Source organism: Saccharopolyspora sp. NPDC002376, from assembly GCF_053593195.1.
This window is the reverse complement of the sequence record NZ_JBSFBZ010000002.1, coordinates 82,142-108,702: the sequence shown is the minus strand read 5'-3', so window position 1 is coordinate 108,702 and position 26,561 is coordinate 82,142. Positions and strand designations below refer to the sequence as shown.

Sequence of the window (26,561 nt, the reverse complement as noted above, 5' to 3'; positions counted from 1 at the left end):
ATTGATCGGTGATGTGATGCTCGATGGTGTCGAAGGCACGTCCTTCAACCTTTCCAACAGCACGGTCAGCGGTTTCGTGTCGATCTGCAACGGCAAGCTGATCTCCCCGGGCGGCGAAGCCTTGCGCATCACGACCAGCGAAGTGTCCGGCGACTTGACGCTCACCGACCTGGAGTTGACGGGAGGTGGCTGCAAGCCCGCGGACGGTGGTGACGCGGGGAAGTCGTCGGTCGATCTGCTCGTCGCGACAGTGCACCTCTCCGATACGACGATCCGAGGTCGCCTTCACGCGGGAGCGGGTTTTAGCTGCTCAGGCGAGGTTCGTCTGGTCAACTTGGTGGTACCGCACGTCACGTTCCACGGCGCGGTTCTGGAATCGCCCGGTGCGCTGGTGATCAGCGGTTCGAATCTGACGGTGGACAGCCTGGTTCTCTCGAAGATGTCCGCGGACGGGGGTGTTGTGCTCGCGTCGTCGGAGATCAGGCACGTTCTGCGAATCACCTCAGCGACGGGCGGCGACGAAGCGGAGGAGGCCTGGCGGGTCGTCACCTCTGTCCTGTCGGCCTGGTCGAGGGATCTCGTGCCCCTCCAGGAATACCCGGCAGGTTCGGAAGGCCCGTCATGATCGGCACGGGGACGGGGGAGCGGCCCCGGGACCCGTGCCCCAGTCGGTGGGAGATCCGGACAGGCGGTAGTCGATCTTGCCGCCTGCGCGGATGCGTTCCAGGTCGACCCATACCTGCTCCTGCGGGGCGTTCGACACGCGAACCTCGTCCACGTACTGGAGTTTCGCCCCGTCGGCGTTCGCGGCGGTGATGGTCAACGGTGCTCCGCCAGGAATCCGCACCACTGCTTTGGTGAACCTCGGCGCGTTCAGCACGAACTGGCCCGTGCCCGGTGTCGTGGGGTACAGGCCGAGGGCGCTGAAGACGTACCAGGCCGACATCGTGCCCAGGTCGTCGTTGCCGGTCACCCCGTCGGGAGCGTTGGTGAACAGCGTCTGCTGGGCGCGGACCACCGCCGAGGTCTTCGCCGGTCGACCGATCAGCGAGTACATCCACGGTGCGTGCAGGTCCGGTTCGTTGTTCGGGTTGTAGCGGAACTGGCCGTAGTAGTCGTACGGGTCGATCACCCACTCCTCGCGGGCCGTGCGCGCCGGGTCCTTGTGTTGCGCCAGTTCCGCCCGCGTTCCGCCAGCTGCGCTGCGTCTTCAGTGCGTCCCAGCGCTCCGGCCATCTGGGACAGCGAGCAGTCGGCCAGCGCGTATTCCATGGTCGCTGAGCCGCCGTGCGCCGGATCGACGTCCTGGCCCTTCTTCGGGAAGTCCGGGTCGTACTGCACGAAACCCTGCGACAGGTACGAGTCGTTGCCAGCGCGGCCTTCGAGCTGCGAATCCGCTGGTGGGACCTCGTTTGCGTTGCGCCGCAACGCTTCGTAGGCCTGCTGCTCGCGTCCGTCCAGCGCGCCGAAGCGCCACAGGTCCACCAGGAACGGCGTGACCGGGTCGCCCGTCATGGTGTTCGTCTCGAAGCTCGCGTACGCTCAGCGCGGCAGCCAGCCACCCTGCTCGTCGATCGTCAGCACGCTGCGCGCGATGTCCCGCGCGCGGTCCGGGGCCAGCAGCGCCAGCAGCTGGTTCTGCGTGCGATAGGTGTCCCACAGCGAGAAGAACTGGTAGTAGGTCCAGTCCTCGGCGCGGTGGATCGCGTCGTCGAAACCCCGGTACCGGCCGTCGGCGTCCGTGGCGGTCGACGGTTGCAGCAGGACGTGGTAGAGCGAGGTGTAGAAAACCGCTGAGTCGTCCGGAGTTCCGCCCGTCACCCGGATCCGGTCGAGTTCGCGGCTCCAGCGGTTCTGGGTCTGCTGGCGGATCTGGTCGAAGCCGCGCGAGCCCTCCGCGGCCAGGTTCGCGTCCGCGCCTAAAGCGTCCACATAGGATATCGAGGTGGTCGCGGTGACCTGGTCATCGCCGAAGGTCAGCCACGCGCCGCGCAGGCCTTCACCGCCGGAAACCGAGCGGCGGTCGAACTGCCCGCCGTCGGGCTGCCACGTGCCGAAGGACTCCACCGGCTTGTCGAAGCGCGTGGTGAACCAGAGCGTGTAATCCTTGCCGCCGCAGAAACCCTTGCTGCGCACCCAACCTCGCACCGTGTGGTCGTCGACCGCCTCCAGGCCGCTGGCCTTGACCGGGTTGCGTTCGTTGGCCTGCCCGACGTTGAGGAAGACGTTCGCGGGACCGTCGTCGAACGTGTAGCGCTCGGCGCCGACGCGCGTGTCGGCCGTCGCTTCCACGTCGATGCCGCCGCGGTCGGTCAGCCGGGTCCGGTAGTAGCCCGCCTCGCCGACTTCGCCGTCGTGGGTATAGGCCGAGGCGTACTGGTCCTGGTCGAATGTGGACGGTGCGGTGATGTCGAAGTCGTGATCGGGGCCGGCGCCGATGCTGCCGGCGGTGGGCAGAGTCGAGACCAGTCCGCCTTGCTCCCAGCATCCCGCGCCGGAGAGGAAGAAGTGGCCGAAGCCCTTGATCCGGGCGTCGTCGTAGCGCCATCCCGCGTAGTGCGTGCCGATCGGGCTGACCTGCGTCATGCCGAACGGGGCGGCGGCGCCGGGGAACGTGTTGCCCTCGTCCTTGGTGCCGATGAAGGTGTTCACCGCGCGGACCGGGTCGGTGGGTTGCGCGGCGGCGGGCAGTTGGGTGGCGGTCAGCGCGGTCAACAGCAGCGCTGCGGTGGTCGCGAGCCGATGGCGGTGTGCTGGCACGAGCCCTCCACGCCTTTGACAACGTTGTCAAACTTCGTTCGACCACCAGACTAGGGCGATTAAGGCGGTTCGCGACAATCGTCCGTGTGAGTGATCCTCTTCGTCAGAGGGCTCTGACCTGGACTAGCGATCCGAATCTTGCGGAGTGTCGGAGCGTTCGCCGCGGAGCACTTCGATGCGGTCCGAGCCGGGGCGGGACATGACCCAGCTCGATCCGGTCAACGACTTGGCGTGCTTCTTTAGCGGCGCCAGGCGGCTGGACACCTCGTCGTAGCCCGACACGGTGCTCGGAGTGCACACCAGCGTCGCCAGCGACAGGCTCACCGCCGCACCGCCCGCCGAGCGCTCCGGGGCGAGCACCAGCTCGGCCAGCGACACCAGGTCGTCGAGGTCGGCCACCAGCAGGAAGTCGTCGCCGCCGACGTGCCCGACCTGCACTGAGCTCAGCGCGGTCGCCGCGTCGGTCAGGCTGCGGCCGACGGCGCGGATCAGGTCGTCGCCGGCGGAGAAACCGACCGTGTCGTTGACCGTCTTGAACCCGTCGATGTCCAGCCAGCTCACCGCGAAGACCTCGTCGGCGGCGATGCGGCGGGTGACGTCGCGGGCGATCGCGTCGCTGCCCGGCAGCCGGGTCAGAGGGTTCAGCGCCGCCGCCTCCTCCACCTTCAGCTCTGCCATGCCGCGGATCAGGTCACCGGCGCGCACCGCGCCTAGGCACCGGCCGGGCTCGTCGACCACGATCGCATCGTCGTACATCCGGTTCTGATCGGAGCGGGTGACCAGGCTCAGCGCTTCCATCGCCGTGGTCGCGGTGGTCACCACCCGAGGCTCGTCGGCCAGCCGCGACGCCGGGCGCTTGGCGTGCAGCGCGTGGCCGTACGGGCCGGTCACCGCGAGCAGGAACCGGTTGCGGTCGATGGTCCACTGCGGCCGGTTCTCGTCGTCGACCAGCACCACGCCGCTGATCTCCGGGTGGTCGGCCAGCACGCCGCGCACCTTGTCGGCGGTGACGTCGGTGGGCAGGATCGTCGCGGGGGACAGGAACTCGGTCACCCGGGGTCCGCTGGCCAGCGAGCTGATCGGCGGACCGTGCGGATCGGTCACCTCCGCCGCCACCCCGGGCACGCTGCTGGCCGTCGGTGGCCGCCGTGCCGCGGGAGCGAGCAGGTTGCCCTGCACCAGGCGGACGCCGTTGCGGCGCAAGGTGGTCAGCTGGCGCTCGTTCTCCACGCCTTCGGCGACCAGCTGGCTCTCGGTGGACTCGCACAGGTGCCGCACCGACTCGACCACCGCGACCCGCGCCGGGCTGTCCGGCAGCTGCTGGACTACCCCGCGGTCCAGCTTGACCACGGCCGGGCCGATGTCGGCGATCAGCGTCAGCGGCACATCGCCGTCGCCGACGCCGTCCAGCGCGATCTGGAACCCGTCGGCGCGCAGCTTGTCCACCCCGGCCAGCAGGTCATCGGTGTTCAGCCGGGCGAACGGCGGGCCGATCTCCAGCGTCACCTCCTGCTCGCGGCGGCCGATCTCGCGCAGCCGATCGCGCAGCAGGTCCAGCCGCTCGAGGTCGTGGATGACCGTGCCGCCGAAGATGTTCAGGTGCAGCGGCAGCAGCGATTCGTGCTCGGCGGCAGCGGTCAGCGCCGAAGTCGCCAATGCCACGTCCAGCTCGGTCAGCCGCCGTTGCCGGGCAGCCTCCTGGAACAGCTCTTGGACGTGCTTGCCAGCTGGTCGGGCCAACGCCTCGATTGCGACGATGGCTCCGGTCTTGATGTTGATCAACGGCTGGAAGGCGAAGCGCACTTCGTCAACCAGCGCTAGCACGGAGTCGATGTTGCCCGCACTCATGCTGCTCCATCGACGGTGTTCACGACCTGTTCACCGACATCTCAGTTCCTCCTCCTCGGTGGAGGACCGCCTCTCCCCGCCGACCAACTTAGCGTGCTTGACCAGCACCGAACACGGGTTGCCGTCAGCGGGTGGCGGTTGACACAACAATTCGCAGCAGACCAGCCACGTTCCGTGCCCGGTCTGCCGGAAAAGCCCAGGTGTCAGCTGCCGCCGAGGCCGTGGCGGGCGAGGCGGTGGCCGACCGACAAGCCGCCTAGCGCCAGCTGGCGGCGGACGCGCCACGGCGCGCTCGCGAACAGGGCGGACATCGCCGCTGCCGTGCCGGTCGGATCGTTGTCGGGGGTCAGGAAGGCCGTTCGGTGCCTCTCGTCGAGCCCGAAGAACAGCTCGAAGAACTCCGGCACCTGCTCGGGCGGAAATGACAGCAGTGCTTGAAGTGCCCGGTGTCGCAGCACGTGGCCTGTCACAGCGCGTGGTGGCCAGAGGATCGACCAACCCGTGCGTGCCGCCACTGCCGGGCCGGACGGCAGGGCTGCGCTGATCGCTGCCGCCAACCACGGAGCGCGCTGCAGCGACGCGGCGATGCTGAACCCGCTCGCCGGGTGCACGAAGCCAGCGGCCGCGCCGAACGGGATCACCCGTCCCGGCCGGGGGAGCGGGTCGTCGACCGGGAACCGCACCCGCTCCTCGGTGATTCGCTCCGACTCGTCCACTCCGGCTGCCGCGAGCCGTCCAGCCAGCCGCCTGCGCAGCTGAGCCAGCGGCAGGGCGGGACGCCGTGCCAGCGAGGTCTCCTCCAGCAGCACCCGGTCCGGCCCGACGTGCACGGCGTAGAGGAACGTCGGCCAGCCACCGCGCGTCTGCGGGGCCGGGCGCCAGTCCATGAACACGCCCGAGTCGCGGCCGCAGAACGGCTCGGCGGCCGCGGCGCTGACCACCCAGCCGACCGCGCTCTGCTGCGCGGGCGTGTGCGTCGGGCGGCCACCGGAGAGCGTCCGGGCCGCGCCGGTCGCGTCGACGACAATCGCTGCGGCGATCCGCCTGCCGTCCTTGAGCACCACGGTCGATCCGGTGGGCCCGTGCTCGGCGGCCTTCGCGCGTCCGGTGATCTCCGCGACGTCGTGGCGCCAGAGGTGCCTCCACAGCGCGGTGTTGTCCAGAACGGCGTACTGCCGGGTCCATTCGTGCTGGTGCGTGCCGTGCAGTGCCATCCGGTCCACGACCGAGGCCAGCGCGGTGTCGGGGATCGACGCAGGCAGTTCGTCGCGCCAGGAGCCGTAGGTGTGCGGCCACACGCGGCGCGGCGCCGGATCGACCAGCACGACCTCGAGCCCGGTGTCGCTGCAAGCCGCAGCCGCGGCCCGCCCCGCCGGACCGCCGCCGACCACCACGACATCTGCCACGGTGAAATCAGATCACGCCCCGCATCGGCCCCGCCGCCAGGGCATCGCCTCCGCCGCCGAACATCACGCAGATCGAATTCGGTGACAGGCCAAGTACCCGTTTTCAAACCTGGTCTTTGTCTCTGAAACGGCGGAGGCGTTTAGCCCACTCTCGGTGCTTGCACCGCCGCGGGTTCTCAGCGTTCATCTGGCGAGGACGGCCCATCCGCCGTGTCTTTGGCCATACATAAGGGTGGACACCCGCAGTCCAGGCGGGCGCTGAGGTTGCGCTACCTGCACCGCCACGCAAAACGAGTTCGGAGACTTTTACAAGCTAACGTGTGGCCCATGCAGGATGCGCAGCTTCGGACTGGTCGGCGAAGTGGTCGTTCCGGCCCTCGTCGAGCCCCTCGTGACCTGGCCGCTAGCCCGTTCCGCGCGGATCGTGACCGGGTGTCCAGTTCGGCGTTCTTCGCGCGGCTGGGCGGGGTCACCCAGGTCGTCAGCCCGAGCGGTTCCGGCCTGCTGCTGCACAACCGCTTGACGCACAGTCTGAAGGTCGCCCAGGTCGCTCGCGCCATCGCCGAACGGCTAGTGGCCGATCCCGCGGACCTGGCCAAGCTGGACCGGCTGGGCGGCTGCGACCTCGACGTGGTGGAAGCCGCCGGGCTCGGTCACGACCTCGGCCACCCGCCGTTCGGGCACCTCGGCGAGAGCGTGCTGGACCGGCTCGCCCGGCAGCGGTTCGCGCTGCTCGACGGCTTCGAGGGCAACGCCCAGAGCTACCGCGTGGTGACCCGCATCGACGTTCGCGGCACCGACGGCGACGGTCTGGACCTGACCGCTGCGGTGCGCGCGGCGCTGCTGAAGTACCCGTGGACGCGGCTCGCCGAGCCCCAGCCGCACCCGCGGCACATGTCGGTGCCTCCGCGCGGCGCTTCCGAACCGGAAGAGGCGCCGGGCACCGGGTCGGCCAAGTTCTCCTGCTACCGCACCGAACTCGACGACATGGTCGACGCGCGGTCGCCATTCCGCGGGCTGCTGGCGGACTGGCAGCAGACCGTCGAGGCGTCGATCATGGACACCGCCGACGACATCGCCTACGCGATCCACGACCTGGAGGACTTCCACCGCGTCGGGATCCTGCAGCACACCAGCGTCTCCCACGAGCTGACCGAATGGCTGGGGCACGTGGTGGAGTTCGCCGGCCGCTCCGACGCCGACCTCGCCGGCGACGAGCTGCGCCCCGGCTGCTCACTGGAGCGGCTGCGCCGCCGCTTGCACGCCAAGGACGGGTGGATCGCCGACGACGAGGCGTTCGTCAGCGCGGTCAAGAAGGTCGTCGCGAACCTCGTCACCAAGCTGCTGGAAGTGCCCTTCGACCGCTCGCAGCAGGCCGAGCAGGCCGTCGCGGCGTTCTCCGGGGAGTGGACGCAGCGGCTGGTGGAGGGCATCCAGGTCGTCGAGGAGCCGCCGACGCGCTCCGGTCACGTCGCGCTGGCCGTCGAGCAGTGGCACGAGGTGCAGGTGCTGAAGTTCGTGCACCGCCGGTTCGTGTTGCAGCGCCCGGACCTCGCGCTGCACCAGCGCGGCCAGGACCGGCTGCTGAGCAAGCTGGTGGAAGCGCTGGACAACTGGCTGATCGACCGCAGCGAGGCCGCCCGGCTGCCGCACCGGCTGCGCGACCTGTTCGACCGGGCCCGCGCCGAGCTCGCCGTGCTGCACCGCGACGCACCGGAACTGCTGGTGCAACCGGGGGACCCGGCCGAGCTCGACGCCGCGCGACTGGAGCGGATGGCGCGCGGCCGAGCGGTGATCGACTTCGTCGCCTCGCTGACCGACGACCAGGCAGCCGCGCTGCTGGAGGCCCTCTCGGGCCGCACCACGCAGCTGTGGAACGACACGTTCGTGCTGTGAACAGAGCCCGTGAGCTCCCCGGCGGCGGACGTGCCGTCGAGGTGGTCCCGGAGCGAGTGGCGGGCTGGTTCGACCGCTTCGCGGTGTCGCACGGCGGTGTCGAGCGCACCGTCGTGGATCCGCGGCGGATCGAGGTGCGCGCGGGCGACGGCGGGCGGGCGGTCGTCGACGTGCCGTTCGGGCCGCTGCTCCCGCCGCACGGCGAGCAGCCGGGGCTGGTGGTGCAGCCGCTGGTCGAGCACCTGAAGCAGCCGCGCCGGATCGGGCTGGTGCTGGTGCGGCTCGGCGCGCACAGCGTCGGCATCGCCCGCGGCGGTCGGATCGAGCAGTCCGCCACCGGTCGGCACCTGGTGCACAGCCGGAACAAGGCGGGCGGCTGGTCGCAGCAGCGCTTCGCTCGACGCCGTGAAGGCCAGTCGCGGCGGTCGCTGGAGGCTGCCGCTGACGCGGTGGCCCGCGTTCTGCTGCCGGTGCGCGACGAGCTCGACGCCGTCGTGCTGGGCGGTGACTGGCAGGCGCTCGACGTGCTCAAGGAGGACCGGCGGCTTGCTGACCTGCTGTCCTCTGCCGGGTCCCGGGTGCTGGACGTCCCCGAACCGCGCCGCGCGGTGCTCGACGAAGCCGCCAAGCGCGCCGCTGCTGTGGAGATCCAGGTCCACGACTGCATGTGACCGAGGAGATGTGATCCGCGAATAATTTGGTGGACAGCGCCCGTTACACTGGTTTCGTGGTCATCAAGCGTTTCGTGGTCCGCGTTCCCCGCGCCACTCCGTCGCTGATCCGCCCGCTCATCGATTAGCCGGGCCACTCAGCCTCTCCGCCCACCGCAGTCTGCACCGGTGGGCGCGTTCGTGGAATCGCTCGACCACTACTTCCGGAGTTCCCCTTGATTTCTGCCACCGGCCTGGAACTGCGCGCCGGTTCCCGCATCCTGCTCTCGGACGCCACGCTGCGCGTCCAGCCCGGCGATCGGATCGGCCTCGTCGGCCGCAACGGCGCGGGCAAGACGACCACCCTGCGAGTGCTGGCGGGGGAGGGCGAGCCCTACGCGGGTGAGGTGATCCGCCGCGGCGAGCTCGGCTACCTGCCGCAGGACCCGCGCGAAGGCGACCTCACCGTCTCGGCCAAGGACCGGGTGCTGTCCGCGCGCGGCCTGGACCAGCTGCTGCGGGACATGGAGAAGACCCAGACCGCGATGGCCGAGCTGGCCGACGAGCGCCAGCGGGACAAGGCGATCGCCCGCTACGGCCGGCTGGAGGAGCGCTTCGCCGCGCGCGGCGGGTACGCCGCCGAGAGCGAGGCCGGGCGGATCTGCAGCAACCTCGGCCTGCCCGACCGGGTGCTGGAGCAGCCGCTGAGCACTCTTTCCGGCGGTCAGCGCCGTCGCGTCGAGCTGGCCCGGATCCTGTTCGCCGCCTCCGAGGCCGGTCCGGGCGGTCGTTCGGCCAGCACGCTGCTGCTCGACGAGCCGACCAACCACCTCGACGCCGACTCGATCAACTGGCTGCGCGACTTCCTCAAGGCCCACGACGGCGGGCTGGTGGTGATCAGCCACGACATCGACCTGCTGGCCGCGGTGGTCAACAAGGTGTGGTTCCTGGACGCGATCCGCGGCGAGGCCGACGTCTACAACATGGACTGGGTCCGCTACCAGGACGCCCGCGCGGCCGACGAGAAGCGCCGCCGACGCGAGCGCGCCAACGCGGAGAAGAAGGCCTCCACGCTGATGGCGCAGGCCGACAAGATGCGGGCCAAGGCCACCAAGGCGGTCGCCGCGCAGAACATGGCCCGCCGCGCCGAGAAGCTGCTGGCCGAAGCCGAGACCGAGCAGGCCCAGGAGAAGGTCGCCAAGATCCGCTTCCCGGATCCGGCGCCGTGCGGGCGAACCCCGCTGACCGCCGACGGCCTGTCGAAGTCCTACGGCTCGCTGGAGATCTTCAGCGGCGTCGACCTCGCCGTGGACCGCGGTTCGCGGGTCGTCGTGCTCGGCCTCAACGGTGCCGGCAAGACCACCCTGCTGCGCCTGCTGGGCGGCGTCGAAACGTCCGACTCGGGCGGAGTCGTCCCAGGTCACGGGCTGCGCATCGGCTACTTCGCGCAGGAGCACGAGACGCTGGACCACGACGCCTCGGTCTGGGAGAACATCCGCAGCGCCGCCCCGGACGCCCCGGAGCAGCAGCTGCGCACCCTGCTGGGCGCGTTCCTGTTCCAGGGCGAGCAGCTGCAGCAGCCGGCCGGAACCCTCTCTGGCGGTGAGAAGACGCGGTTGGCGCTGGCCGGACTGGTCTCCAGCGCGGCCAACGTTCTGCTGCTGGACGAGCCGACCAACAACCTCGACCCGGCAAGCCGCGAGCAGGTGCTCGACGCGCTGCGCAGCTTCACCGGCGCGGTCGTTCTGGTCACGCACGACCCGGGCGCGGTGCAGGCGTTGGAACCGGAACGGGTCATCCTGCTGCCCGACGGAACTGAAGACCACTGGTCGGAGGACTACTTGGACCTCGTCCAGCTCGCCTAGCAGGCACGGCCGACCAGAGTCGCACTACTACGGATGGATTAGTGCATTCCGGTGATCGCCGGGCGGTCATCTCGGCTGTTGGCCGATCTTTTTTCCATGATCGCCTGGCGTTCCCGCCTTTCCTGTTCGATCATTGCGCTGACAGGGGTCGCGAGGCCCGACCTGCTCAGAGGGAAGGCGGGGACACCGTGGCTGAGCTGAAGAAGGGTGCGCGCATCACAGGGAGTGCGCGGGACAAGCTTGCCAGTGACCTGAGGAAGAAGTACGAGAAGGGGGCTAGCATCCGCGCGCTCGCGGAAGCGACCGGCCGGTCGTACGGCTTCGTGCACCGGGTGCTGAGCGAATCAGGTGTGCAGCTGCGCGGTCGTGGGGGCGCGACGCGTTCCAAGAAGAAGTGAGCCCGGCGGCCACCGGCCGCAGAGCCTGTTGGCGATTGCCTTGCCCGCGTGGTCGCTCAGCGGAACCTGAGAGGCCCCCTGGACTGCGGGTGCCCTTCGTGATGTACGTCCGAATGCAGGCGGAGGGGCCGTCCTCGCCAGGAAACCTCTCAGAACCCGCCGGTGGTCACCCTGCATAGGTGGTCCAAGCGGCGGACGCCGCTTCTCTAAGCGCGGACGGCATTCGCCGACAGGCTCTCAGCGAGGAGGTCCGCTTGGCGGAGTCGATGGTGGACGCTGACCTGTTGGATCGTGGCGGTGTGGGGCTCACGATCCGCGGTCGGCGGGCCACGATCACCTTGAACCGCCCGGACGAGCTCAACGCGCAGACACCGCACACCTGGCTGGCGCTCCGGGAGATCGGTCGATGCCTGGACGCGGAGGTCCGGGTCGTGGTGCTGCGCGGCGCCGGCCGGGCGTTCTCGGCTGGGCTGGACAGGCGGCTGTTCACCGCCGCCGACGTCGACGGGGCGCCGGGGCTGGCCGCGCTGGCCCAGCGCCCCACCGAACAGGCCGACGCCGAGATCGCCGGCTTCCAGCAGGGGTTCAGCTGGTTGCGCGAACCCGACCGGGTCACCATCGCGGCAGTGCGGGGGCCCGCGATCGGTGCTGGATTCCAGCTGGCGTTGGCGTGCGACCTCAGAGTGGTCGCCGCCGACGCCAGCTTCCGCATGGCCGAGACCGGACTGGGGCTCGTGCCCGATCTGGGCGGCACGTTGCCGCTGGTCAGAACAGTCGGATACGCCCGGGCGGTGGAGATCTGCCTGACCGGGCGCGAGGTGCGCGCCGAGGAGGCGCTGCGGCTCGGACTGGTCAACTCGGTGGTCGAACCGGACCGGCTCGACGCGGCGGTCGACGAATTGGCCGAAGCCGTCGAACAACCGCCGCTCGGTGCGGTGCGCGAAACGCTGGCGCTGCTGGTGCAGGCTGACGAAGCCGTCGACCCCGAACAGCAGCTGGCGGCGGAGCGAGCCGCTCAACTCCGCCGCATCACGGAAATCACCGCGCAGCCCGACTGATTTCTCAGAGCAGGCCCGGGACTCGCTTGCCGTAGTGCTCGAGGTTAGCGGCGTTGGCTTCGTCGCCGCCGACGGTGTTCGAGCTGCGCCAGACCGGGAGGTCGACGCCCTCGGCCGCGGCCAGGTCGAACAGCTCGACCAGCAGCAAGTTCCACAGCAAAGCGTTGGCCATCGACGACAGCGGGGCCGTCACCGGGGCATCGGTCGGGTAGCTGGCGTCGCCGCCCGGAACCAGGGTGTCCAGCACGATCTCGGCCTCTTCGGCCAGCGTGGTCCCGGCGCGCTTGGGGGCTTCAGCACTCGCCGTCGGCGAGGTGATCGCGATGACCGACGATCCCGCCGCGCGGGCGGTTCGGGCGAGTTCCACCGGGTAGGGGTTCACCCCGGAGTTGGAGAACACCACCAGCGCGTCCACTCCGCCCTGGAACTCGGCCTCGGTGAGGATCTCCTCGGCCAGGCCGGTGCGCCGCTCGGTTCGGGTGCTGGGCACCGCACCGTGCAGCGGCAGCAGGTCGTGGTGGTAGAGCGGCCGGACCGCGGAGAGGCCGCCCGCCCGGTAGAAGGTCTCCATCACCCCGGCCAGCGAGTGGCCCGCCCCGGCCGTGCACACCAGGCCGTCCGCGCGGATCGCGGTGAGCAGCCGTTCGGCTGCGGTGCGCAGGTTCTCGGCGTTGTGCGCGCCGATCTTCCGCAGGTGTTCCAGCATGTGCTCGGCGTGGCCGGGCGCGGTTTCCGACATTCGGGGCTCCTGTGGGAGAGCGGAACGGATATAAGGTCTATACCAATTTGGTGACGTGGTGGTCAAGGACCGCTTCCACCACTGGTGTGGTGCGCGGGTACGCTGTTGATCAGCGACCGAGATCGAGGGGATGCATGCCGCAGCGAGGCAACCGCAGAGAACTGCTCGCCGACGCCGCAATCGAGGTGCTGGCGCGCGAGGGAGGTCGTGGGCTGACCCACCGCGCGATCGATCGCGAGGCGGAAGTTCCCGAGGGCACCACGAAGAACTACTTCCCGACGCGCAGCGCGCTGTTCCTGGCCGTCGCGCGCTACCTGGCCGCCCAGCACACCGCCGCGCTCGAGGCGCTGTGCAGCGAGACTCCCGCTGACGTCAGTTCCGAGGACATCACCGCGCTGTACGCGGCGATGCTGCGCCGGATGGCCACCAGCGCGCGGTCGCAGTTCCTGGCGCTGTTCGAGCTGCACCTGGAAGCCGTTCGAAACCCCGACGTGCGCACCGCGCTGAGCGCGATCACCGCGGCCAACGTCGACACCGCGGTGCAGCTGCACAGCGCGGTGGGGCGGCGGATCAGCCGACGCGGCGCCGGGCTGCTCGACGCCGGGATGCTCGGTGTGGCGCTGTCGATGCTGAGCCTGCCCGAGGACCTGGTATCCGAGCTCGGCCTGGACGACGCCGACGTGGTGGCGCGGGCGTTATTGGCACTCGGTTCGCCGCAGGGCGGACCGGCGATCGGGGTGCTGCGGGACGCCGCCGGCTGATCCGGTGGCGCTTCGGGGCCGTGCGACGACGCACGGTAGCCTGCTGGGGAACGAGATCTGGGCAGGGGCGTCCTGGGGGTCGCCCACGATCGAAGTGGATGCAGGGAACGCATGTCCAATCCAGCACAAGTCGAGCCCGGCCCGCTAGAAGAACCGCCAGCGGTGGTGTTCGCTCGCCTTGCCGACGTCCCGGTCGACGACCTGGACAAGCTGATCGAGGCCACCCACGAGGTCTACAACGACCTGAACAAGGTGCTCGGTCATCCCTACTGGGGCGATCTGGTGTACCACCAGGGCGCGGCGATGAAGGCGTTGAAGGAAGCGCGGATCTGCATGGAGGGGCTGCGCGCGGAAGCCGTCGGGGCGCGCAACACCGAGCTGGGCGTCACCGTCACCACCGCGGTCGTCGACGGCGAGCGGCACTACGCGCAGACCGAGGACGACAAGGCCGAGCTGGTGGACAAGGTGCTGCGCCCGCAGCAGCCGGGTGCGAGCCACCTCTACGTCTGGGACCGGCCGCACCAGGACGCCGAGGCGCCCGGCCCGTACCTGCAGGTGCGGATCGTCACCGACGTCGAGGGCGAGGTCGGCGTCCTGAACTTCACCGAGGAGACCGAGGACGGCGAGATGACGTCCTGGCACACCCTCAACCCGACGCCTTCGCCGGAAGCTCCCGCGCTGCCCTTCGACGCGGGAAGCACGCTGAAGTTCCCGCGCAACGCGGTGCTGCCGTTCCGGGAACTCCGCGCTGCACTGGACGAATTCACTCGAACTGGGCAGCAGCCGGAGGCCGTGCAGTGGCAGCCCGCGCGCTGGGGCGACCTGTAGCTCAGCGATCTAATCACCGGAAACACTGCCCCTTCAGGGGGCAGGAGGAATGCGAGTCCCGCCGCAGGAATCCGCGAAGTAGGACGAGAACGACAAGTGGTTTCCCCACAGGAATGCCAGTGGCGACGGGAGCGCAAGCGAAGCCCCCGCGGACCGTAGCCGCCCAGAAGCTCGGTCCTTCAAGGCTGAGTTGTTTACCCGTAGATCCCCTGGACTGCTCGGGCGGCGATGGTCGTGACGATCTTGAACGCCTTCATCGCCTCGGTCATGTTCGGCGCGTCGAAACCGATCCGCCGCACGTCCAGCTGCTCCACGGTCGGGATCACCGCGGCGGCGGCCGCCAAGTGCGCGGCGTCGAACTCCACCTCGATGCGGTGCGGACGCACGTCGCCGTCGATGCGCCCGGCCAGGCGCATGCCTTCGGTCGCTGCGTTGCGGATGTCGGCTGCGGTGCGGGCCGGTGGTCGGCAGATCGCGGCGTAGCGGCTGACGCATTCCTTGACCACCACGCGGTGCGCTGACGGCGCGTAGTCGGCGGCTTCGGCGCAGGCCCGGTCGTCGCCGGTGACCAGCAGGACGGGCACCCCGTGCTCGGCGGCGAGTGCCGCGTTCAGCCCGCCTTCGCCAGCCGGGCGGCCGTCCAGCCAGACGCCGGTGATCGAGTTCTCCAGGTAGGTGTGCGACAGCACACCCTCCTCGCCCGCCCGCGCGTGGTAGCCGAGGAACACCGCACCGTCCACATCGGACTCGATGCCCTGCATCATCGACAGCGGCTTGTGCCGCCCGGTCAGCAGCACCGCACGCTCGTCGAGGTCTTCCAGCAGCAGGTTGCGCTGCGAGGAATGCGCTTCGTTGACCAGCACGTCCGTCGCGCCTGCGGCGTACAGTCCTTCGATGCAGGCGTTGACGTCGCCGGTGAACAACTTCCGGAAGCGCTGCCACTGCTCGGTTCCGGGCACCACGTCATCGGTCCACGTAACTCCGGTGACGCCTTCCATGTCAGCTGAGAGCAAGATCCGCACGACGGCCAATCTAGGCGTGTTGTCCAGGCTTTCGGGGCGTGGCGCGCCGATCGGGTAACGGTTCGGTTCCGCTCGGTGACGCCGGGCGGCAATAACTCGTGGTTAACCATTGACGAACAGTGTCCGAAGGTGGTTCCTTTCTCTCACTCGCCGCGAAGGAGGGGGGCACAAGTGGGTAGACGACTCGTCGCGCTCTGGGCCGTGTTGCTGGTGGGCTTGCTGGCGCCGGTGCCCGCGTCGGCGCAGGACGCGAAGCCGCAGGGCGCCACGCTGCGGATCGGGCTGCAGCAGCAGATCGATTCGCTCAACCCGTTCCTGGGCTACACGCTCGCCGCCACCGACATCTTCCGGTCCATCTACCCGACGCTGACCACCTACGGCGCCGACGCCTTCTCCGTGCAGCCCGAGCTCGCCGAGAAGTGGGAGACCTCGCCGGACAAGCTCACCTGGACCTTCCACATCCGGCCCGGCGTCAAGTGGTCCGACGGCCAACCGGTGACCGCCCGCGACGCCGCCTACACCTACAACCGGATGATGACCGATCCGGCTGCCAGCACCGCCAACGGCAACTTCGTGGAGAACTTCGACACCGTCACCGCACCGGATGACAGCACGTTGGTGATCCGCACCAAGACGCCGCAGGCGACGATGCTGGCCATCGACGCGCCGATCGTGCCCGAGCACGTGTGGTCCAAGGTCACCAACGTCGAGGAGTTCACCAACGACCAGATGCCGGTGGTCGGCAGCGGGCCGTTCGTGCTCACCGGCTACCGCCCGGAGCAGGACGTCACGCTGACCGCCAACCCGGACTTCTGGCGCGGCGCGCCGAAGGTCGCCGAACTGCAGTTCATCCAGTTCAAGAACAGCGACGCCGCAGTGCAGGCGCTGCGCAAGGGCGACGTCGACGTGGTGCAGAAGCTCACCCCCGCGCAGTTCGACGCGCTGGCCGGTGAGTCCAACATCAAGCAGGTCAAGGGCCAGGGCCGGCGCTTCTTCGAGATGATCCTCAACCCCGGCGCGAGCAACAGCGAGAACGAGCCGATCGGCACCGGGCACCCGGCGTTGAAGGACGTGCGGGTGCGGCAGGCCCTCGACCACGCGATCGACCGGCAGGCGCTGGTCGACCGCGTGATGGGCGGCTACGCCGATGCCGGTGGCGGCTACCTGCCGCCGATCTTCAGCGACTACCACTGGAATCCGCCGCAGCCGCGCGAATTCAACCTCGCCGAGGCCAACCGGATGCTCGACGAGGCCGGTTACCAGCGCGGCGCGGACGGCATCCGGCACACCCCGCAGGGTGAACCGCTGAACTTCGACTTCGTGCTGCACGGCAGCATTTCGGCGGACAACCAGGTCGGTGAGTTCGTCAAGCGGTGGCTGGCAGATCTGGGCATCGGCGTGGAGCTGCAGCCGGTGTCGGACAACCAGCTCAACGACCGCACCACCGCCGGTGACTTCGACATGGTGATCAGCGGCTGGTCGGCCAACCCCGACCCGGACTACGTGCTGCGGCTGCAGACCTGCGGCGCGCGGCCCAGCCCTGATGGTGGCGGGAACGTCGACACCTACCTGTGCGACAAGCAGTACGACGAGCTCTACGACCGGCAGCTCGGCGAGTTCGACAAGGCTGCGCGGGTCGACCTGGTCAACCAGGCGCAGGCCCGGTTCTACGACCAGGCGGCCGGGTTGATCCTCTTCTACCAGAATTCGTTGGAGGCGTACCGCACCGACCGCTACACCGGTTTCACCCTGCAACCCAAGGACAACGGCGTCATCGTGGCGCAGCAGGGCTACTGGGGTTACCTCGGCGCGGAGCCCACCGAGGAGGCGATCAACGGGTCCTCGGGCACCGACTACAGCGCCGTCGCGTGGGTGCTCGGCGGGGCCGTGGTGCTGGTCGGCGTCGTGGTGGCGCTGGTGATCGTCCGCCGCCGGGCGACCGCCGACACCAGGGAGTGAACCGTGTCCGATCTGCTTGCCACCGTTCCGGAACAGGCCTCGCCCAGCGGCGGCCGCCGTCGGTTCGCCCGCTACCTGGGCGGCAAGGTCGGCGGCGGTCTGGTGAGCCTGTTCCTGGTGGCGGTGCTGGGTTTCTTCCTGTTCCGGGTGATCCCGGGCGACCCGGTGCGCACCATGACGCGCGGGGCACCGGTCAGCGAGCAGCAGATCCAGGTGCTGCGCGAGCGGTTCGGCCTGGACCAGCCGCTGTGGAAGCAGTTCCTGGATTTCATCGGCAACCTGCTGCGCGGTGACCTCGGCACCTCCTACACCTACAGCCGTCCGGTCGGGGACCTGATCGTCGAGCGGATCGGCCCGACCGTGCTGCTCGTGGGCACCGCGACGGCGCTCGCGGTGGTGCTGGGGCTGTGGATGGGTTCCCGCGCGGCGTGGCGGCACGGGGGCGCGTTCGACAAGACCTCGACCTCGGTGGCGCTGACGCTGTGGTCGGTGCCGACGTTCTGGCTCGGGTTGATCGTGCTGATGGCCTTCGGCGTCGGGGTCGGTCCGATCCCGGGGCTGTTCCCGGTCGGCGGGATCTCCTCCCCGGACACCCCGCCCGAGTTCCTGCCGCAGCTGCTCGACGTGGCGCACCACCTGGTGCTGCCGTCGCTGACCATGGTCGCGGTGATCTACGCCGAGTACCTGATGGTGATGCGGTCGTCGCTGCTGGAGGAGATGGGCGAGGACTACCTGACCACCGCCCGCGCCAAGGGACTTCGCGAGGACCTGGTGCGTCGCCGGCACGCCGTGCCCAACGCGATGCTACCGACGGTCACGCTGATCTTCCTGCGGCTGGGGTTGGTGGTCGGCGGGGCGATCACGGTGGAGACGGTGTTCTCCTGGCCAGGTCTGGGGCTGCTGACCTTCGAGGCGTTGCGGGTGCCGGATCTGCCGCTGCTGCAAGGGATCTTCATCGTGCTGGCGGGGAGCGTGGTGGTGATGAACGTGCTGGCCGAGCTGCTCTACCGAGTGCTGGACCCGAGGGTGCGGGAATCATGACCGCCACCGCCAACCAGATCGTCCGGGCCCGACGCCGAGCGCGGCTGGGTGAGGCGTGGCGGGTGTTCCGCGCCGACCGGTCCGGGTTGTTCGGGCTCGTGGTGCTGGTCGTCGTCTCGCTGATGGCGGTGCTCGCGCCGCTGCTCACCGACGCAACTGGGCTGGACGTCACGCGGGCGAGCGGTGAGCCGTTGCAGGCTCCCAGCGGTGACTACTGGCTCGGCACCGATGAATCTGGTCGTTCCGTGCTGCTGCTGACCTGGTGGGGCGCGCGGGTGTCGCTGGTGGTCGGGCTCGCGGCGGCGCTGCTGTCGGTGCTGATCGGTGCGCTGGTCGGGGTGCTCGCGGCCCACTTCGGCGGGTGGACCTCGCGAATCCTGTTGCGGTTCACCGACTTCTTCCTGGTGCTGCCCGCGCTGGTGCTGGCGATCGCGCTGTCCACGGTGCTCGAGCGCGGGTTGTGGACGATCGTGCTGGCGATCGGGGTGACGTCCTGGCCGCCCACGGCGCGCATGGTGCGGGCCCAGACGTTGACGATCGAAACCCGCCCGTACATCGAGCGGGCGCGGGCATTGGGCGCCGGGCACGGGCACATCATCGGTCGGCACGTGCTGCCCGCCGTGCTGCCGCTGGTGTTCGCCAACACCACGCTGGCGGTGGCCAGCTCGATCATCGCCGAGTCCACGCTGTCGTTCCTGGGGCTCGGCGACCCGAGCCTGGTGTCGTGGGGCTCGATGCTGAAGTCGGCGATGGACACCGGCGCGGTCACCGGCGGCGCCTGGTGGTACCTGCTGCCGCCCGGCGTGGGGATCGTGGTGATGGTGCTCGCCTTCACCCTGTGCGGGCGGGCGTTGGAGACGGTGTTCAACCCGAGGCTGCGGGGGCGGCGGTGAGTCCGATTCTGCAACTGCGCGACGTGTCGGTGACCTACCCGGGAGCGGGCGAAGCTGCCGTGCGGGGCGTGAGCCTGAGCCTCGGCGAAGGCGAAACCCTCGGTCTGGCAGGCGAATCCGGCTGCGGGAAGACGAGCCTGGCGATGTCGGTGCTTCGGCTGCTGCCGAGCTCAGCGCGCGTCGGGGGGCAGATCCTGCTGGACGGCGAGGACGTGCGCGAGATGTCCTTCGGGCAGCTGCGCGCGGTGCGCTGGGCGGACGCGTCGGTGGTGTTCCAGGGCGCGATGCACGCGCTGAACCCGGTGCACACGATCGGCGACCAGATCGCCGAGCCGATCAAGCTGCACGGCAGTGCGGAGGACCCGCAGGCGCGGGTCGCGGAGCTGTTGGCGCAGGTGGAGCTGCCTGCGGAGCGGGCGAACGCTTACCCGCACGAGCTCTCCGGTGGGCAGAAGCAGCGGGTCATGATCGCCATGGCGCTGGCGTGCGAGCCGCGGCTGGTGATCGCCGACGAGCCCACTACGGCTTTGGACGTCGTCGTGCAGGCGCAGATCCTGGAGCTGATGCGGCGCCTGGTGGCCGAACGCGGCATCGCACTGGTGATGATCAGCCACGACCTGTCGGTGCTGTCGGCCAGCTGCTCTCAGCTCGCGGTGATGTACGAGGGGCGCGTGGTGGAGCACGGCCCGTCCCGACGGGTGATGACCCGGCCGCAGCACGAGCACAGCAAGGCGCTGGCCGATGCGTTCCCGACCGTCGGGGATCCGGACTTCCGGCTGATCGAGAGCGCGTCCCGCGGGTCTGCGCTGCTGGCGGCGGAGGGCGTCGCGGTTGACTTCACCGGCCGGTCCGGACGCGTTGTGCACGCCGTGCGCGGGGTGGACCTGGCGGTGGAGGAGAAGGAGATCGTCGCGCTGGTCGGGCAGTCCGGTTCCGGCAAGACGACGCTCGCGCGGACCCTGCTGGGCTTGCAGAAGCCGACCAGGGGAGCGGTCCGCTACGACGGGGTGCCGCTGCCGACCAGCACCTCGGGTCTGCGGGACTACCGCAGGCAGGTGCAGCTGGTGCTGCAGGACCCGACGGGGGCGCTCAACCCGCGGCACACCGTGTACGAGGCGGTGGCGGAAGGCCTGCGCATCCACGGGATCACCGATGACGAGCGCGGTCGGGTGTCGGCGGCTTTGGAGGCTGCGGAGTTGCGTCCGGCGGAGAAGTTCTTCGGCCGTCTGCCGCAGGAGCTCTCGGGTGGTCAGCGGCAGCGCGTGGTGATCGCAGGTGCGCTGGTGCTGGAGCCGAAGGTGCTGATCGCCGACGAGCCGGTGGCCTCGCTGGATGCGACCGTGCGCGGTGAGATCCTGTCGTTGCTGCTGCGCCTGCGCGTGGAGCGCGACCTGTCGACGCTGGTGATCACCCACGACCTCGGCCTGGCGTGGAACATCGCGGACCGGGTGGCGGTGATGTACCAGGGCGAACTGGTCGAAGTCGGCCCGGTCGAGCAGGTCCTCCTGGACCCCCAGCACGACTACACCAAGACGCTCCTGGCGGCGGTGCCTTCCGTCGACCGCCGCGTGGCGTAGGCGGTTCCAAATTTAGGGAAATTTGGGAGCCTCGTGGTTCAGTCGAGGCTTTCCACCACTGCGGGGTGGCCTGGCCGGTCGGCTTTGACCACGTAGTCCGCGAGGTGTTCCGGGGTGACTTCTTCGGTGTAGCGGTGGAAGGCCGGGAGGGTCCAGTGGTCCGCTTCCGGGGTTCGGCGGTGGAGGGCTGCTTCCGGGAGCCAGAGGTGGATCGTGAGGTCGAAGGACAGGCCCGCGCCGAGCAGAAGTGGACCGTCCACAATGGCCACTGCTCGGTTGGGGAGCTGGATGCGGGGTAGGCGTGGGGAGCGGTCCGCCCCGGCGTCCCAGAGAGCGGGGAGGACTCGACCGTTTCCATTGTCGGACAACGGATCCAGCACTTCTCGGGTCAGGCCGCGCAGGTCGTACCAGCTCTCGTAGTACGAGTCCGGGTCGTGGTGGCCGTGTTCCAGGCGCAGCGATGCCGGGCGGAGGTAGTCCGCCATGCGCACGCGGACCACTTCGCGGCCCCGGGTGCGCAGCGGCTCGACCAGGGAGTCGGCGAGGTCGCAGGTTCCGGCGGCAGGGGCGCCGTCCACCGCGATCCGCGCCCAGCGGCGGGGGAGCGCGTCGATGCGGTCGACCACTTCCGCCGCCAACAGCTCGGGCGTCACAGGTCGAACTCGCACGTGCTCTCCTCTCATCCAGCCGCTGACGCTATCAACTACGCAGCTGCTGCCAGGAATTCCCGCAGGTGCGTCAAGACCTGCTCGGGGCGCTCCTCGGGCAGGAAGTGCCCGCAGTCGGCGATCTCGGCGCAGGTCGGGTTTTCCGCGTAGTCGCGCCAGATCTCGCGCATCGGCAGCTTCGCGGGCAGGCCCGCTGATCCCCACAGCGCCAGCACTGGCATGGTCAGCTTGCGGCCCGCTTCGGCGTCGGCGTCGTCGTGCTCGCTGTCGAGGGGGAACGATGCGCGGTAGTCGTCGAACCCGGCGCGCAGCGCTCCCGGCGCGGAGAACGCGCGCACGTACTCGTCGATCGCCGAGGACTCCAGGCCCTGCCGGTTGACCGTCCAGCGCTCGAAGAAGTACCCGAGGTAGCCCGCGACGTCGTCGCCGACCAGGCGTTCCGGCAGGTCCGGCTGCAGGTGGAAGAACCAGTGCCAGTACGCCGTCGCCGCTTCGGTGTTCATCCGCCGCCACATCTCGCGGGTCGGCACGATGTCCAGCACCGCCAACCGGTCGACCTGATCAGGCCGGTCCAGGCCCCAGCGGTGCGCCACCCGCGCGCCGCGATCGTGGCCGACGACGCTGACCGACTCGAAGCCCAGCGCCGCCACCAGCTCGGCCATGTCGGTAGCCATCGTGCGCTTGTCGTAGCCGTCGCGAGGCTTGTCGGTGTGGCCGTATCCGCGCAGGTCAGGTGCGATCACCGTGTGCGTGCGGGACAGCTCCGGGATCAGCTTGCGCCAGCAGTGGCTGGTCTGCGGCCAGCCGTGCAACAGCACCAGGCCTGGCCCGGTGCCCGCTCTCGCGTAGTGCACGCGCAGCCCGTTGACCAGGGCAACTTCGTCGGACGGCATAGATCGACTCCATCTCTAACTGGCTTAGATGGTTAGAATGAGGATGTTAGGACGACGACGATGGGAGGGGCAAGGGTGAGCGACTGGATCTGGGACGGCGGTCGGCTCTGCCTCGACCTGGTCAACACGCTGCGCGACCGCTACCGCGGAGGCCGGGAGCTGTTGGTGGCGCCGGACTTGCTGGCTGAATGGCTGCACGAAGTCGGGCTCGACACGTCAGCGCCCACCGGCGAGCACGTGTCGACCGCGCGGGAACTCCGCGAGGCGATCGACCGTGCCGTGCACGCTCGCGCGCAGGGCACGGCCATCGCGGAATCCGATGTGGAGCTGATCAACGAGGTCGCCCGCGGCGAGAGCCCTGCGATCCAACTGCGCGTGGGTTTGGACGGATCGGTGACGACGTTTCGCCCCGACCCGCAGGACCCGGTAAGCGCAGCGCTGGCGGCGGTGGCCGTCGACGCGATCGAATTGCTCGCGGCAGAACCGTTTCCGCGAGTCGCGGTCTGCGCGTACCACCGCTGCGGACTCCGCTTCCTGGACACCTCCCCGGCGCGCAACCGCCAGTGGTGCTCGATGGCGAGATGCGGCAACCGGGCCAAAGCCCGCCAGCACTACGCCCGCCGCAAAACCGGATCCTGAGCTCCGCCGTCGGGCGACCGGTCGAGCACAACTTCCATGGAAATCAGACGCGCGATTTCCATGGAACTTGCTTTCTGGGGCAGGGGGTTCAGAGGAGGGCGGGTTGGAGGATGGAGAGGCGTTGGGCGTCGGTGTCCAGTTCGGCCGCGACTCCGAGCGGGATGGTGCGCTGCGCGACGCAGTGGCCGAAGCCGAGTTCCCACAGGATCGGCACACCCAGACCGCCCAGCAGATCCGACATCACCGCGCGGACTTCTTCCAACGGTCCGCATTCGGTCCACGAACCGAGCGCGATGCCCGCGGCGTGGTCGAACCAGCCCGCGCGCAGCAGCTGGGTGACGAACCTGTCCAACTGGTACGGCTTCTCGGTGATGTCCTCCAGCATCGCGATGCCGCGTTCCGGCGGGGTCGGCGCGTCAGGAGCGCCGAGCGAACCCGCGACGATGCTGAGGTTGCCGCCGTACGTCGTGCCGCGGGCGCGTCCGCGCACCAGGGCGTCCGCGGTGGAGCGGGTCAGGATGGTGACCGACTCGGGCTGGAACAGGGTGCGGCGCAAGTGCTCCCGCGCCGCGGGGTCCTCCGTGAACGCCTGCGTGGCGACCATCGGCCCGAACACCGTGACCAGGCCGAGTTGGGTGGCGACGGCGTCGTGCAGCGCGGTGATGTCGCTGGAGCCGGTGAACACCTTCGGCCCGGCTGCGGTCATCGCCGTCCAGTCCAGGTGGTCCAGGATCCGCATGCTGCCGTAGCCGCCGCGCGCGCAGAGCACGGCGGTCACGTCCGGATCGCACCACGCCTCCTGCAGGTCGGTGGCCCGGTCGGCGTCGTTGCCCGCCAGGTGGGGCAATCGCGGGTGGCGGTCGAGGACGTGCTTGCCGACGCGCGGCTCCAGACCCCAGGCGCGCAGGTGGTCGAGTCCGGCTTCGAGCAGCTCTTCGGGCACCGGGCCTGCCGGGGCGACGACCGCCACCGCGTCACCGGTGCGCAACCTCGGCGGGCGACGTAGTTCGCGCATGCTCATCGGCGTGCTCCATCCCGCGATCTTGACAACCGGCGGTGAGAGATTATCGGTACCAGGCGTGGCGCGCTGCAGTTCGCCAACGGCGAACACCGGCGAAATCGGTGGTCGACGGGCGGATTCTGCGGGTAGACCGGCACGTGGTGCGGCGGTGTCGAACAAAACGGGGGCCAGTCGCGCACCGCGTGCGCTCGGTGGCCTAGTGTCGGAGGAGTCATGGCTCGTGTCATCCACGTCTTCCGTCAACCCGACCGGTTCGTCGCCGGAACGGTCGGGGAACCCGGTGAGCGCACCTTCTACCTGCAGGCGTCCGAGGACGTCCGCACGGTGAGCGTGCAGCTCGAGAAGCAGCAGGTGTCGGTGCTGGCTGAACGCATCGGCGCGCTGCTGGAGGAAGTGCAGCGGCGCTTCCACGCCGACCTGCCCAACCAGACCCCCGACGAGCTCGTCGACACCGAACCGCTGGCGGTCCCGGTCGACGAGGAGTTCCGGGTCGGGACCATGGGGCTGGGCTGGGACGCCGAGACCGAGGCGGTGGTGGTCGAACTGCTGGCCGTCACCGAGGAGGAGATCGACGAGTCGGTGGTCCTCGACGACACCGAGGAAGGCCCCGACGCGCTGCGGGTGTTCCTCAGCCCCACGCACGCGCGGGCGTTCGCCGAGCGCGCCGAGCGCGTCATCAACGCCGGTCGCAAGCCTTGCCCGCTGTGCTCCGAACCTCTGGACCCCAGCGGCCACATCTGCCCGCGCCAGAACGGTTACCGCCGCTCGGAAGAGGTCTGAGGCGCGTGCGCGCCGGTGATCCAGCGGTTCGCGAACTGCTCCTGCACGGCGAGTTGGACGTCCAGGGGCGGTTGGTCGAGGCGTCGAACGCGACGCTGTTCTGCGGGATCGAGAGCGACGGCGTGACCGCCGAGTGCGTCTACAAGCCGGTGCGCGGGGAACGTCCGCTGTGGGACTTCCCGGACGGCACGCTGGCCGGGCGCGAGGTCGGCTCCTACCTGCTGGCCGAGGCGATCGGCTGGGACCTGATCCCGCTGACGGTGCTGCGCGACGGCCCGTTCGGGCCGGGCATGGTGCAGTTGTGGGTGGACGTCGAGCAGGACTCCGAGCTGGTCGACATCGTCGCCCCGGACGAGGTGCCGGAGGGCTGGCTGCCGGTGCTGCGCGCCCAGGACCACCACGGTGATCCGGTGGTGCTGGCGCACGCCGACCACGAGCAGCTGCGGCGCCTCGCGGTGCTCGACGTGGTGATCAACAACGCCGACCGCAAGGGCGGGCACGTCCTGCACGCGTCGGACGGCCGGGTGCAGGGCGTGGACCACGGCGTCAGCCTGAACACCGACGACAAGCTGCGCACCGTGCTGTGGGGCTGGATCGGCCAGCCGCTGCCGGAGGACGCCGTCGACCGGCTCGGTGAGCTGCGCGCCCTGCTGGAGGGCGACCTGGCCGCTCAACTGGCCGAGCACATCACGCCGAAGGAAGTCCAGGCGGTCAGCACCCGCATCGAACGTCTGCTGGAGTCCGGGGTCTTCCCAGCACCCTCCGACGAGTGGCCCGCGATCCCCTGGCCGGCGTTCTGATTCCACAGTTTCAATTGAAACTGTAAATCCCAGGCACGACGGATCACAGTTTCAATTGAAACTGTGAGGTGGGCGCGCTGCGGGGTCCGGCGGGGGCAAGGCAACCTGGGGTGGTGCGAAACGAGTACCAGCCGTTGAAGATCCAGGCCTCTTACGCCGACCGACTGCATTCGCCGTTGCCCAGCTTCCGGGACGTGATGCGGTTGATGTGGACCGGCGGGTTCCAGGGGAGGGTGGAGGACGCCGATCAGATCCCGGTGCTGCGCAGCGGACTGACCCCGATCGCCGCGCAGGACACCGCGCTGAGCTGGGTCGGGCACGCCACGTACGTGCTCCGGATGGGCGGGGTCACGGTGCTCACCGACCCGGTGTGGTCGTCCCGGATCCCCGGCGTGCCGCGGCGGCTGACCCCGCCGGGCGTGGCCTTCAGCGAGCTGCCGCCGGTCGACGCGGTGGTGATCAGCCACAACCACTACGACCACCTGGACGCTCCGACGATCCAGCGCCTTCCGCGCTCGACGCCGGTGCTGGTGCCCGCAGGGCTGGGCCGCTGGTTCCGGCGGCGAGGGTTCACCGAGGTCGTCGAGCTGGACTGGTGGCAGTCGGCGGAGGTGGCCGGGCTGACCTTCGACTTCGCCCCGGCCCAGCACTGGAGCCGTCGAGGCCCCCGCGACACCTGCCGGAGCCTGTGGGGCAGCTGGGTGATCACCGGGCCGGACCACCGCGTCTATCACGCCGGCGACACCGGATACGGCCCGCATTTCGCCGAGATCGCGCAGCGCTACCCGGGCATCGACGTGGCGATGGTGCCGATCGGTGCGTACGACCCGCGCTGGTTCATGAAGCCGGTGCACATGGATCCGGAGGAGGCAGTCCAGGCGGTGACGGACCTGGGAGCGACCTACGCGGCGACGATGCACTGGGGAACCTTCGTGCTGACCCGCGAACCGGTCGTGGAGCCGTTGACCCGGATCCGCAAGGCCTGGCGCGAAGCGGGTCGAGACCCGGAGCAGCTCTGGGACCTCGCAGTCGGCGAATCCCGCGTCCTCCAGCCCTGAA

The 26,561-nt window shown here is 69.6% G+C and carries 23 protein-coding genes and 1 pseudogene; 16 read left to right on the top strand and 8 right to left on the bottom strand.

Features of this window, described 5'->3' with window-relative positions; genetic code table 11:
* Positions 1-16: 16 nt before the first annotated feature.
* Positions 17-625, top strand: a complete 609-nt coding sequence (locus tag ACWCO2_RS02230; protein ID WP_450125870.1) for a hypothetical protein — start codon at positions 17-19, stop codon at positions 623-625.
* Here ACWCO2_RS02230 and ACWCO2_RS02225 read toward each other — a convergent pair.
* The 3 genes and pseudogenes from ACWCO2_RS02225 to ACWCO2_RS02215 all read right to left on the bottom strand — a co-directional run bounded on the left by ACWCO2_RS02225 (position 620) and on the right by ACWCO2_RS02215 (position 6,014).
* Positions 620-2,760: pseudogene (locus tag ACWCO2_RS02225) on the bottom strand (GH92 family glycosyl hydrolase). The gene ACWCO2_RS02230 and the pseudogene ACWCO2_RS02225 sit on opposite strands and share 6 nt — an antisense overlap.
* Positions 2,761-2,883: 123 nt before the next feature.
* The gene (locus ACWCO2_RS02220; protein WP_450125869.1) at positions 2,884-4,608 is read right to left on the bottom strand and encodes an EAL domain-containing protein; all 1,725 of its coding nucleotides are present in this window, start codon (positions 4,606-4,608) and stop codon (positions 2,884-2,886) included.
* Positions 4,609-4,811: 203 nt separating this feature from the next.
* Positions 4,812-6,014: a lycopene cyclase family protein gene (locus ACWCO2_RS02215; RefSeq protein ID WP_450125868.1), complete on the bottom strand. Its 1,203-nt coding sequence runs from the start codon at positions 6,012-6,014 to the stop codon at positions 4,812-4,814.
* Between the two features lie 327 nt (positions 6,015-6,341).
* On the opposite strand from ACWCO2_RS02215, the gene ACWCO2_RS02210 reads away from it, so the two are divergent.
* From ACWCO2_RS02210 to ACWCO2_RS02190, 5 genes are all read left to right on the top strand, one after another.
* Positions 6,342-7,910, top strand: a complete 1,569-nt coding sequence (locus tag ACWCO2_RS02210) for a deoxyguanosinetriphosphate triphosphohydrolase family protein (RefSeq protein ID WP_450125867.1) — start codon at positions 6,342-6,344, stop codon at positions 7,908-7,910.
* Positions 7,907-8,581, top strand: a complete 675-nt coding sequence (locus ACWCO2_RS02205; RefSeq protein WP_450125866.1) for an acVLRF1 family peptidyl-tRNA hydrolase — start codon at positions 7,907-7,909, stop codon at positions 8,579-8,581. Before ACWCO2_RS02210 ends, ACWCO2_RS02205 begins: the two co-directional genes overlap by 4 nt.
* 215 nt (positions 8,582-8,796) lie before the next feature.
* On the top strand, positions 8,797-10,425 hold the full coding sequence (locus tag ACWCO2_RS02200; protein ID WP_450125865.1) for an ABC-F family ATP-binding cassette domain-containing protein: 1,629 nt from the start codon (positions 8,797-8,799) through the stop codon (positions 10,423-10,425).
* Positions 10,426-10,613: 188 nt separating this feature from the next.
* A complete protein-coding gene (locus ACWCO2_RS02195; RefSeq protein ID WP_010310662.1) occupies positions 10,614-10,823 on the top strand; it encodes a helix-turn-helix domain-containing protein in 210 nt (69 codons plus the stop codon).
* 254 nt (positions 10,824-11,077) lie between these two features.
* Positions 11,078-11,881: an enoyl-CoA hydratase/isomerase family protein gene (locus ACWCO2_RS02190; protein WP_450125864.1), complete on the top strand. Its 804-nt coding sequence runs from the start codon at positions 11,078-11,080 to the stop codon at positions 11,879-11,881.
* A gap of 4 nt (positions 11,882-11,885) precedes the next feature.
* On the opposite strand, the gene ACWCO2_RS02185 is transcribed toward ACWCO2_RS02190, so the two are convergent.
* Complete coding sequence (locus ACWCO2_RS02185; RefSeq protein WP_450126009.1) at positions 11,886-12,587, bottom strand: sugar isomerase domain-containing protein; 702 nt, start codon at positions 12,585-12,587, stop codon at positions 11,886-11,888.
* Positions 12,588-12,754: 167 nt separating this feature from the next.
* On the opposite strand from ACWCO2_RS02185, the gene ACWCO2_RS02180 reads away from it, so the two are divergent.
* Together ACWCO2_RS02180 and ACWCO2_RS02175 are read left to right on the top strand one after the other, a co-directional pair.
* The gene (locus tag ACWCO2_RS02180; RefSeq protein WP_450125863.1) at positions 12,755-13,381 is read left to right on the top strand and encodes a TetR/AcrR family transcriptional regulator; all 627 of its coding nucleotides are present in this window, start codon (positions 12,755-12,757) and stop codon (positions 13,379-13,381) included.
* 111 nt (positions 13,382-13,492) lie between these two features.
* The gene (locus ACWCO2_RS02175) at positions 13,493-14,209 is read left to right on the top strand and encodes an Imm1 family immunity protein (RefSeq protein WP_450125862.1); all 717 of its coding nucleotides are present in this window, start codon (positions 13,493-13,495) and stop codon (positions 14,207-14,209) included.
* A 194-nt stretch (positions 14,210-14,403) separates the two neighbouring features.
* Here ACWCO2_RS02175 and ACWCO2_RS02170 read toward each other — a convergent pair whose 3' ends face one another.
* Positions 14,404-15,231, bottom strand: coding sequence for a M55 family metallopeptidase (locus ACWCO2_RS02170; protein WP_450125861.1), 828 nt, complete (start codon positions 15,229-15,231; stop codon positions 14,404-14,406).
* 171 nt (positions 15,232-15,402) lie between these two features.
* On the opposite strand from ACWCO2_RS02170, the gene ACWCO2_RS02165 reads away from it, so the two are divergent.
* The 4 genes from ACWCO2_RS02165 to ACWCO2_RS02150 are packed head-to-tail and all read left to right on the top strand — an operon-like array spanning position 15,403 to position 20,701.
* Entirely contained in the window at positions 15,403-17,190 is a 1,788-nt protein-coding gene (locus tag ACWCO2_RS02165; RefSeq protein WP_450125860.1) for an ABC transporter substrate-binding protein, read from the top strand.
* Between the two features lie 3 nt (positions 17,191-17,193).
* On the top strand, positions 17,194-18,231 hold the full coding sequence (locus ACWCO2_RS02160) for an ABC transporter permease (protein ID WP_450125859.1): 1,038 nt from the start codon (positions 17,194-17,196) through the stop codon (positions 18,229-18,231).
* Complete coding sequence (locus ACWCO2_RS02155; RefSeq protein WP_450125858.1) at positions 18,228-19,124, top strand: ABC transporter permease; 897 nt, start codon at positions 18,228-18,230, stop codon at positions 19,122-19,124. Before ACWCO2_RS02160 ends, ACWCO2_RS02155 begins: the two co-directional genes overlap by 4 nt.
* Positions 19,121-20,701 carry a dipeptide ABC transporter ATP-binding protein gene (locus ACWCO2_RS02150; protein ID WP_450125857.1) on the top strand — a complete coding sequence of 527 codons (1,581 nt, stop codon included), beginning with the start codon at positions 19,121-19,123 and terminating at the stop codon, positions 20,699-20,701. Before ACWCO2_RS02155 ends, ACWCO2_RS02150 begins: the two co-directional genes overlap by 4 nt.
* A 38-nt stretch (positions 20,702-20,739) precedes the next feature.
* Here the strand turns inward: ACWCO2_RS02150 and ACWCO2_RS02145 are convergent, their stop codons facing one another.
* Both ACWCO2_RS02145 and ACWCO2_RS02140 read right to left on the bottom strand, forming a co-directional pair.
* Complete coding sequence (locus ACWCO2_RS02145) at positions 20,740-21,369, bottom strand: uridine kinase (protein ID WP_450125856.1); 630 nt, start codon at positions 21,367-21,369, stop codon at positions 20,740-20,742.
* A 35-nt stretch (positions 21,370-21,404) separates the two neighbouring features.
* Positions 21,405-22,262, bottom strand: a complete 858-nt coding sequence (locus ACWCO2_RS02140) for an alpha/beta fold hydrolase (RefSeq protein ID WP_450125855.1) — start codon at positions 22,260-22,262, stop codon at positions 21,405-21,407.
* A 75-nt stretch (positions 22,263-22,337) separates the two neighbouring features.
* Here ACWCO2_RS02140 and ACWCO2_RS02135 point away from each other — a divergent pair, with 75 nt between their 5' ends.
* Complete coding sequence (locus ACWCO2_RS02135; RefSeq protein ID WP_450125854.1) at positions 22,338-22,901, top strand: CGNR zinc finger domain-containing protein; 564 nt, start codon at positions 22,338-22,340, stop codon at positions 22,899-22,901.
* A gap of 88 nt (positions 22,902-22,989) precedes the next feature.
* Here ACWCO2_RS02135 and ACWCO2_RS02130 read toward each other — a convergent pair whose 3' ends face one another.
* Positions 22,990-23,922: a S66 peptidase family protein gene (locus tag ACWCO2_RS02130; RefSeq protein WP_450125853.1), complete on the bottom strand. Its 933-nt coding sequence runs from the start codon at positions 23,920-23,922 to the stop codon at positions 22,990-22,992.
* 213 nt (positions 23,923-24,135) lie between these two features.
* Here ACWCO2_RS02130 and ACWCO2_RS02125 point away from each other — a divergent pair, with 213 nt between their 5' ends.
* From ACWCO2_RS02125 to ACWCO2_RS02115, 3 genes are all read left to right on the top strand, one after another.
* Positions 24,136-24,702: a DUF3090 domain-containing protein gene (locus tag ACWCO2_RS02125; RefSeq protein ID WP_450125852.1), complete on the top strand. Its 567-nt coding sequence runs from the start codon at positions 24,136-24,138 to the stop codon at positions 24,700-24,702.
* Between the two features lie 5 nt (positions 24,703-24,707).
* Positions 24,708-25,502, top strand: coding sequence for an SCO1664 family protein (locus tag ACWCO2_RS02120; protein ID WP_450125851.1), 795 nt, complete (start codon positions 24,708-24,710; stop codon positions 25,500-25,502).
* 113 nt (positions 25,503-25,615) lie between these two features.
* The gene (locus tag ACWCO2_RS02115) at positions 25,616-26,560 is read left to right on the top strand and encodes an MBL fold metallo-hydrolase (RefSeq protein WP_450125850.1); all 945 of its coding nucleotides are present in this window, start codon (positions 25,616-25,618) and stop codon (positions 26,558-26,560) included.
* Position 26,561 lies beyond the last annotated feature (1 nt).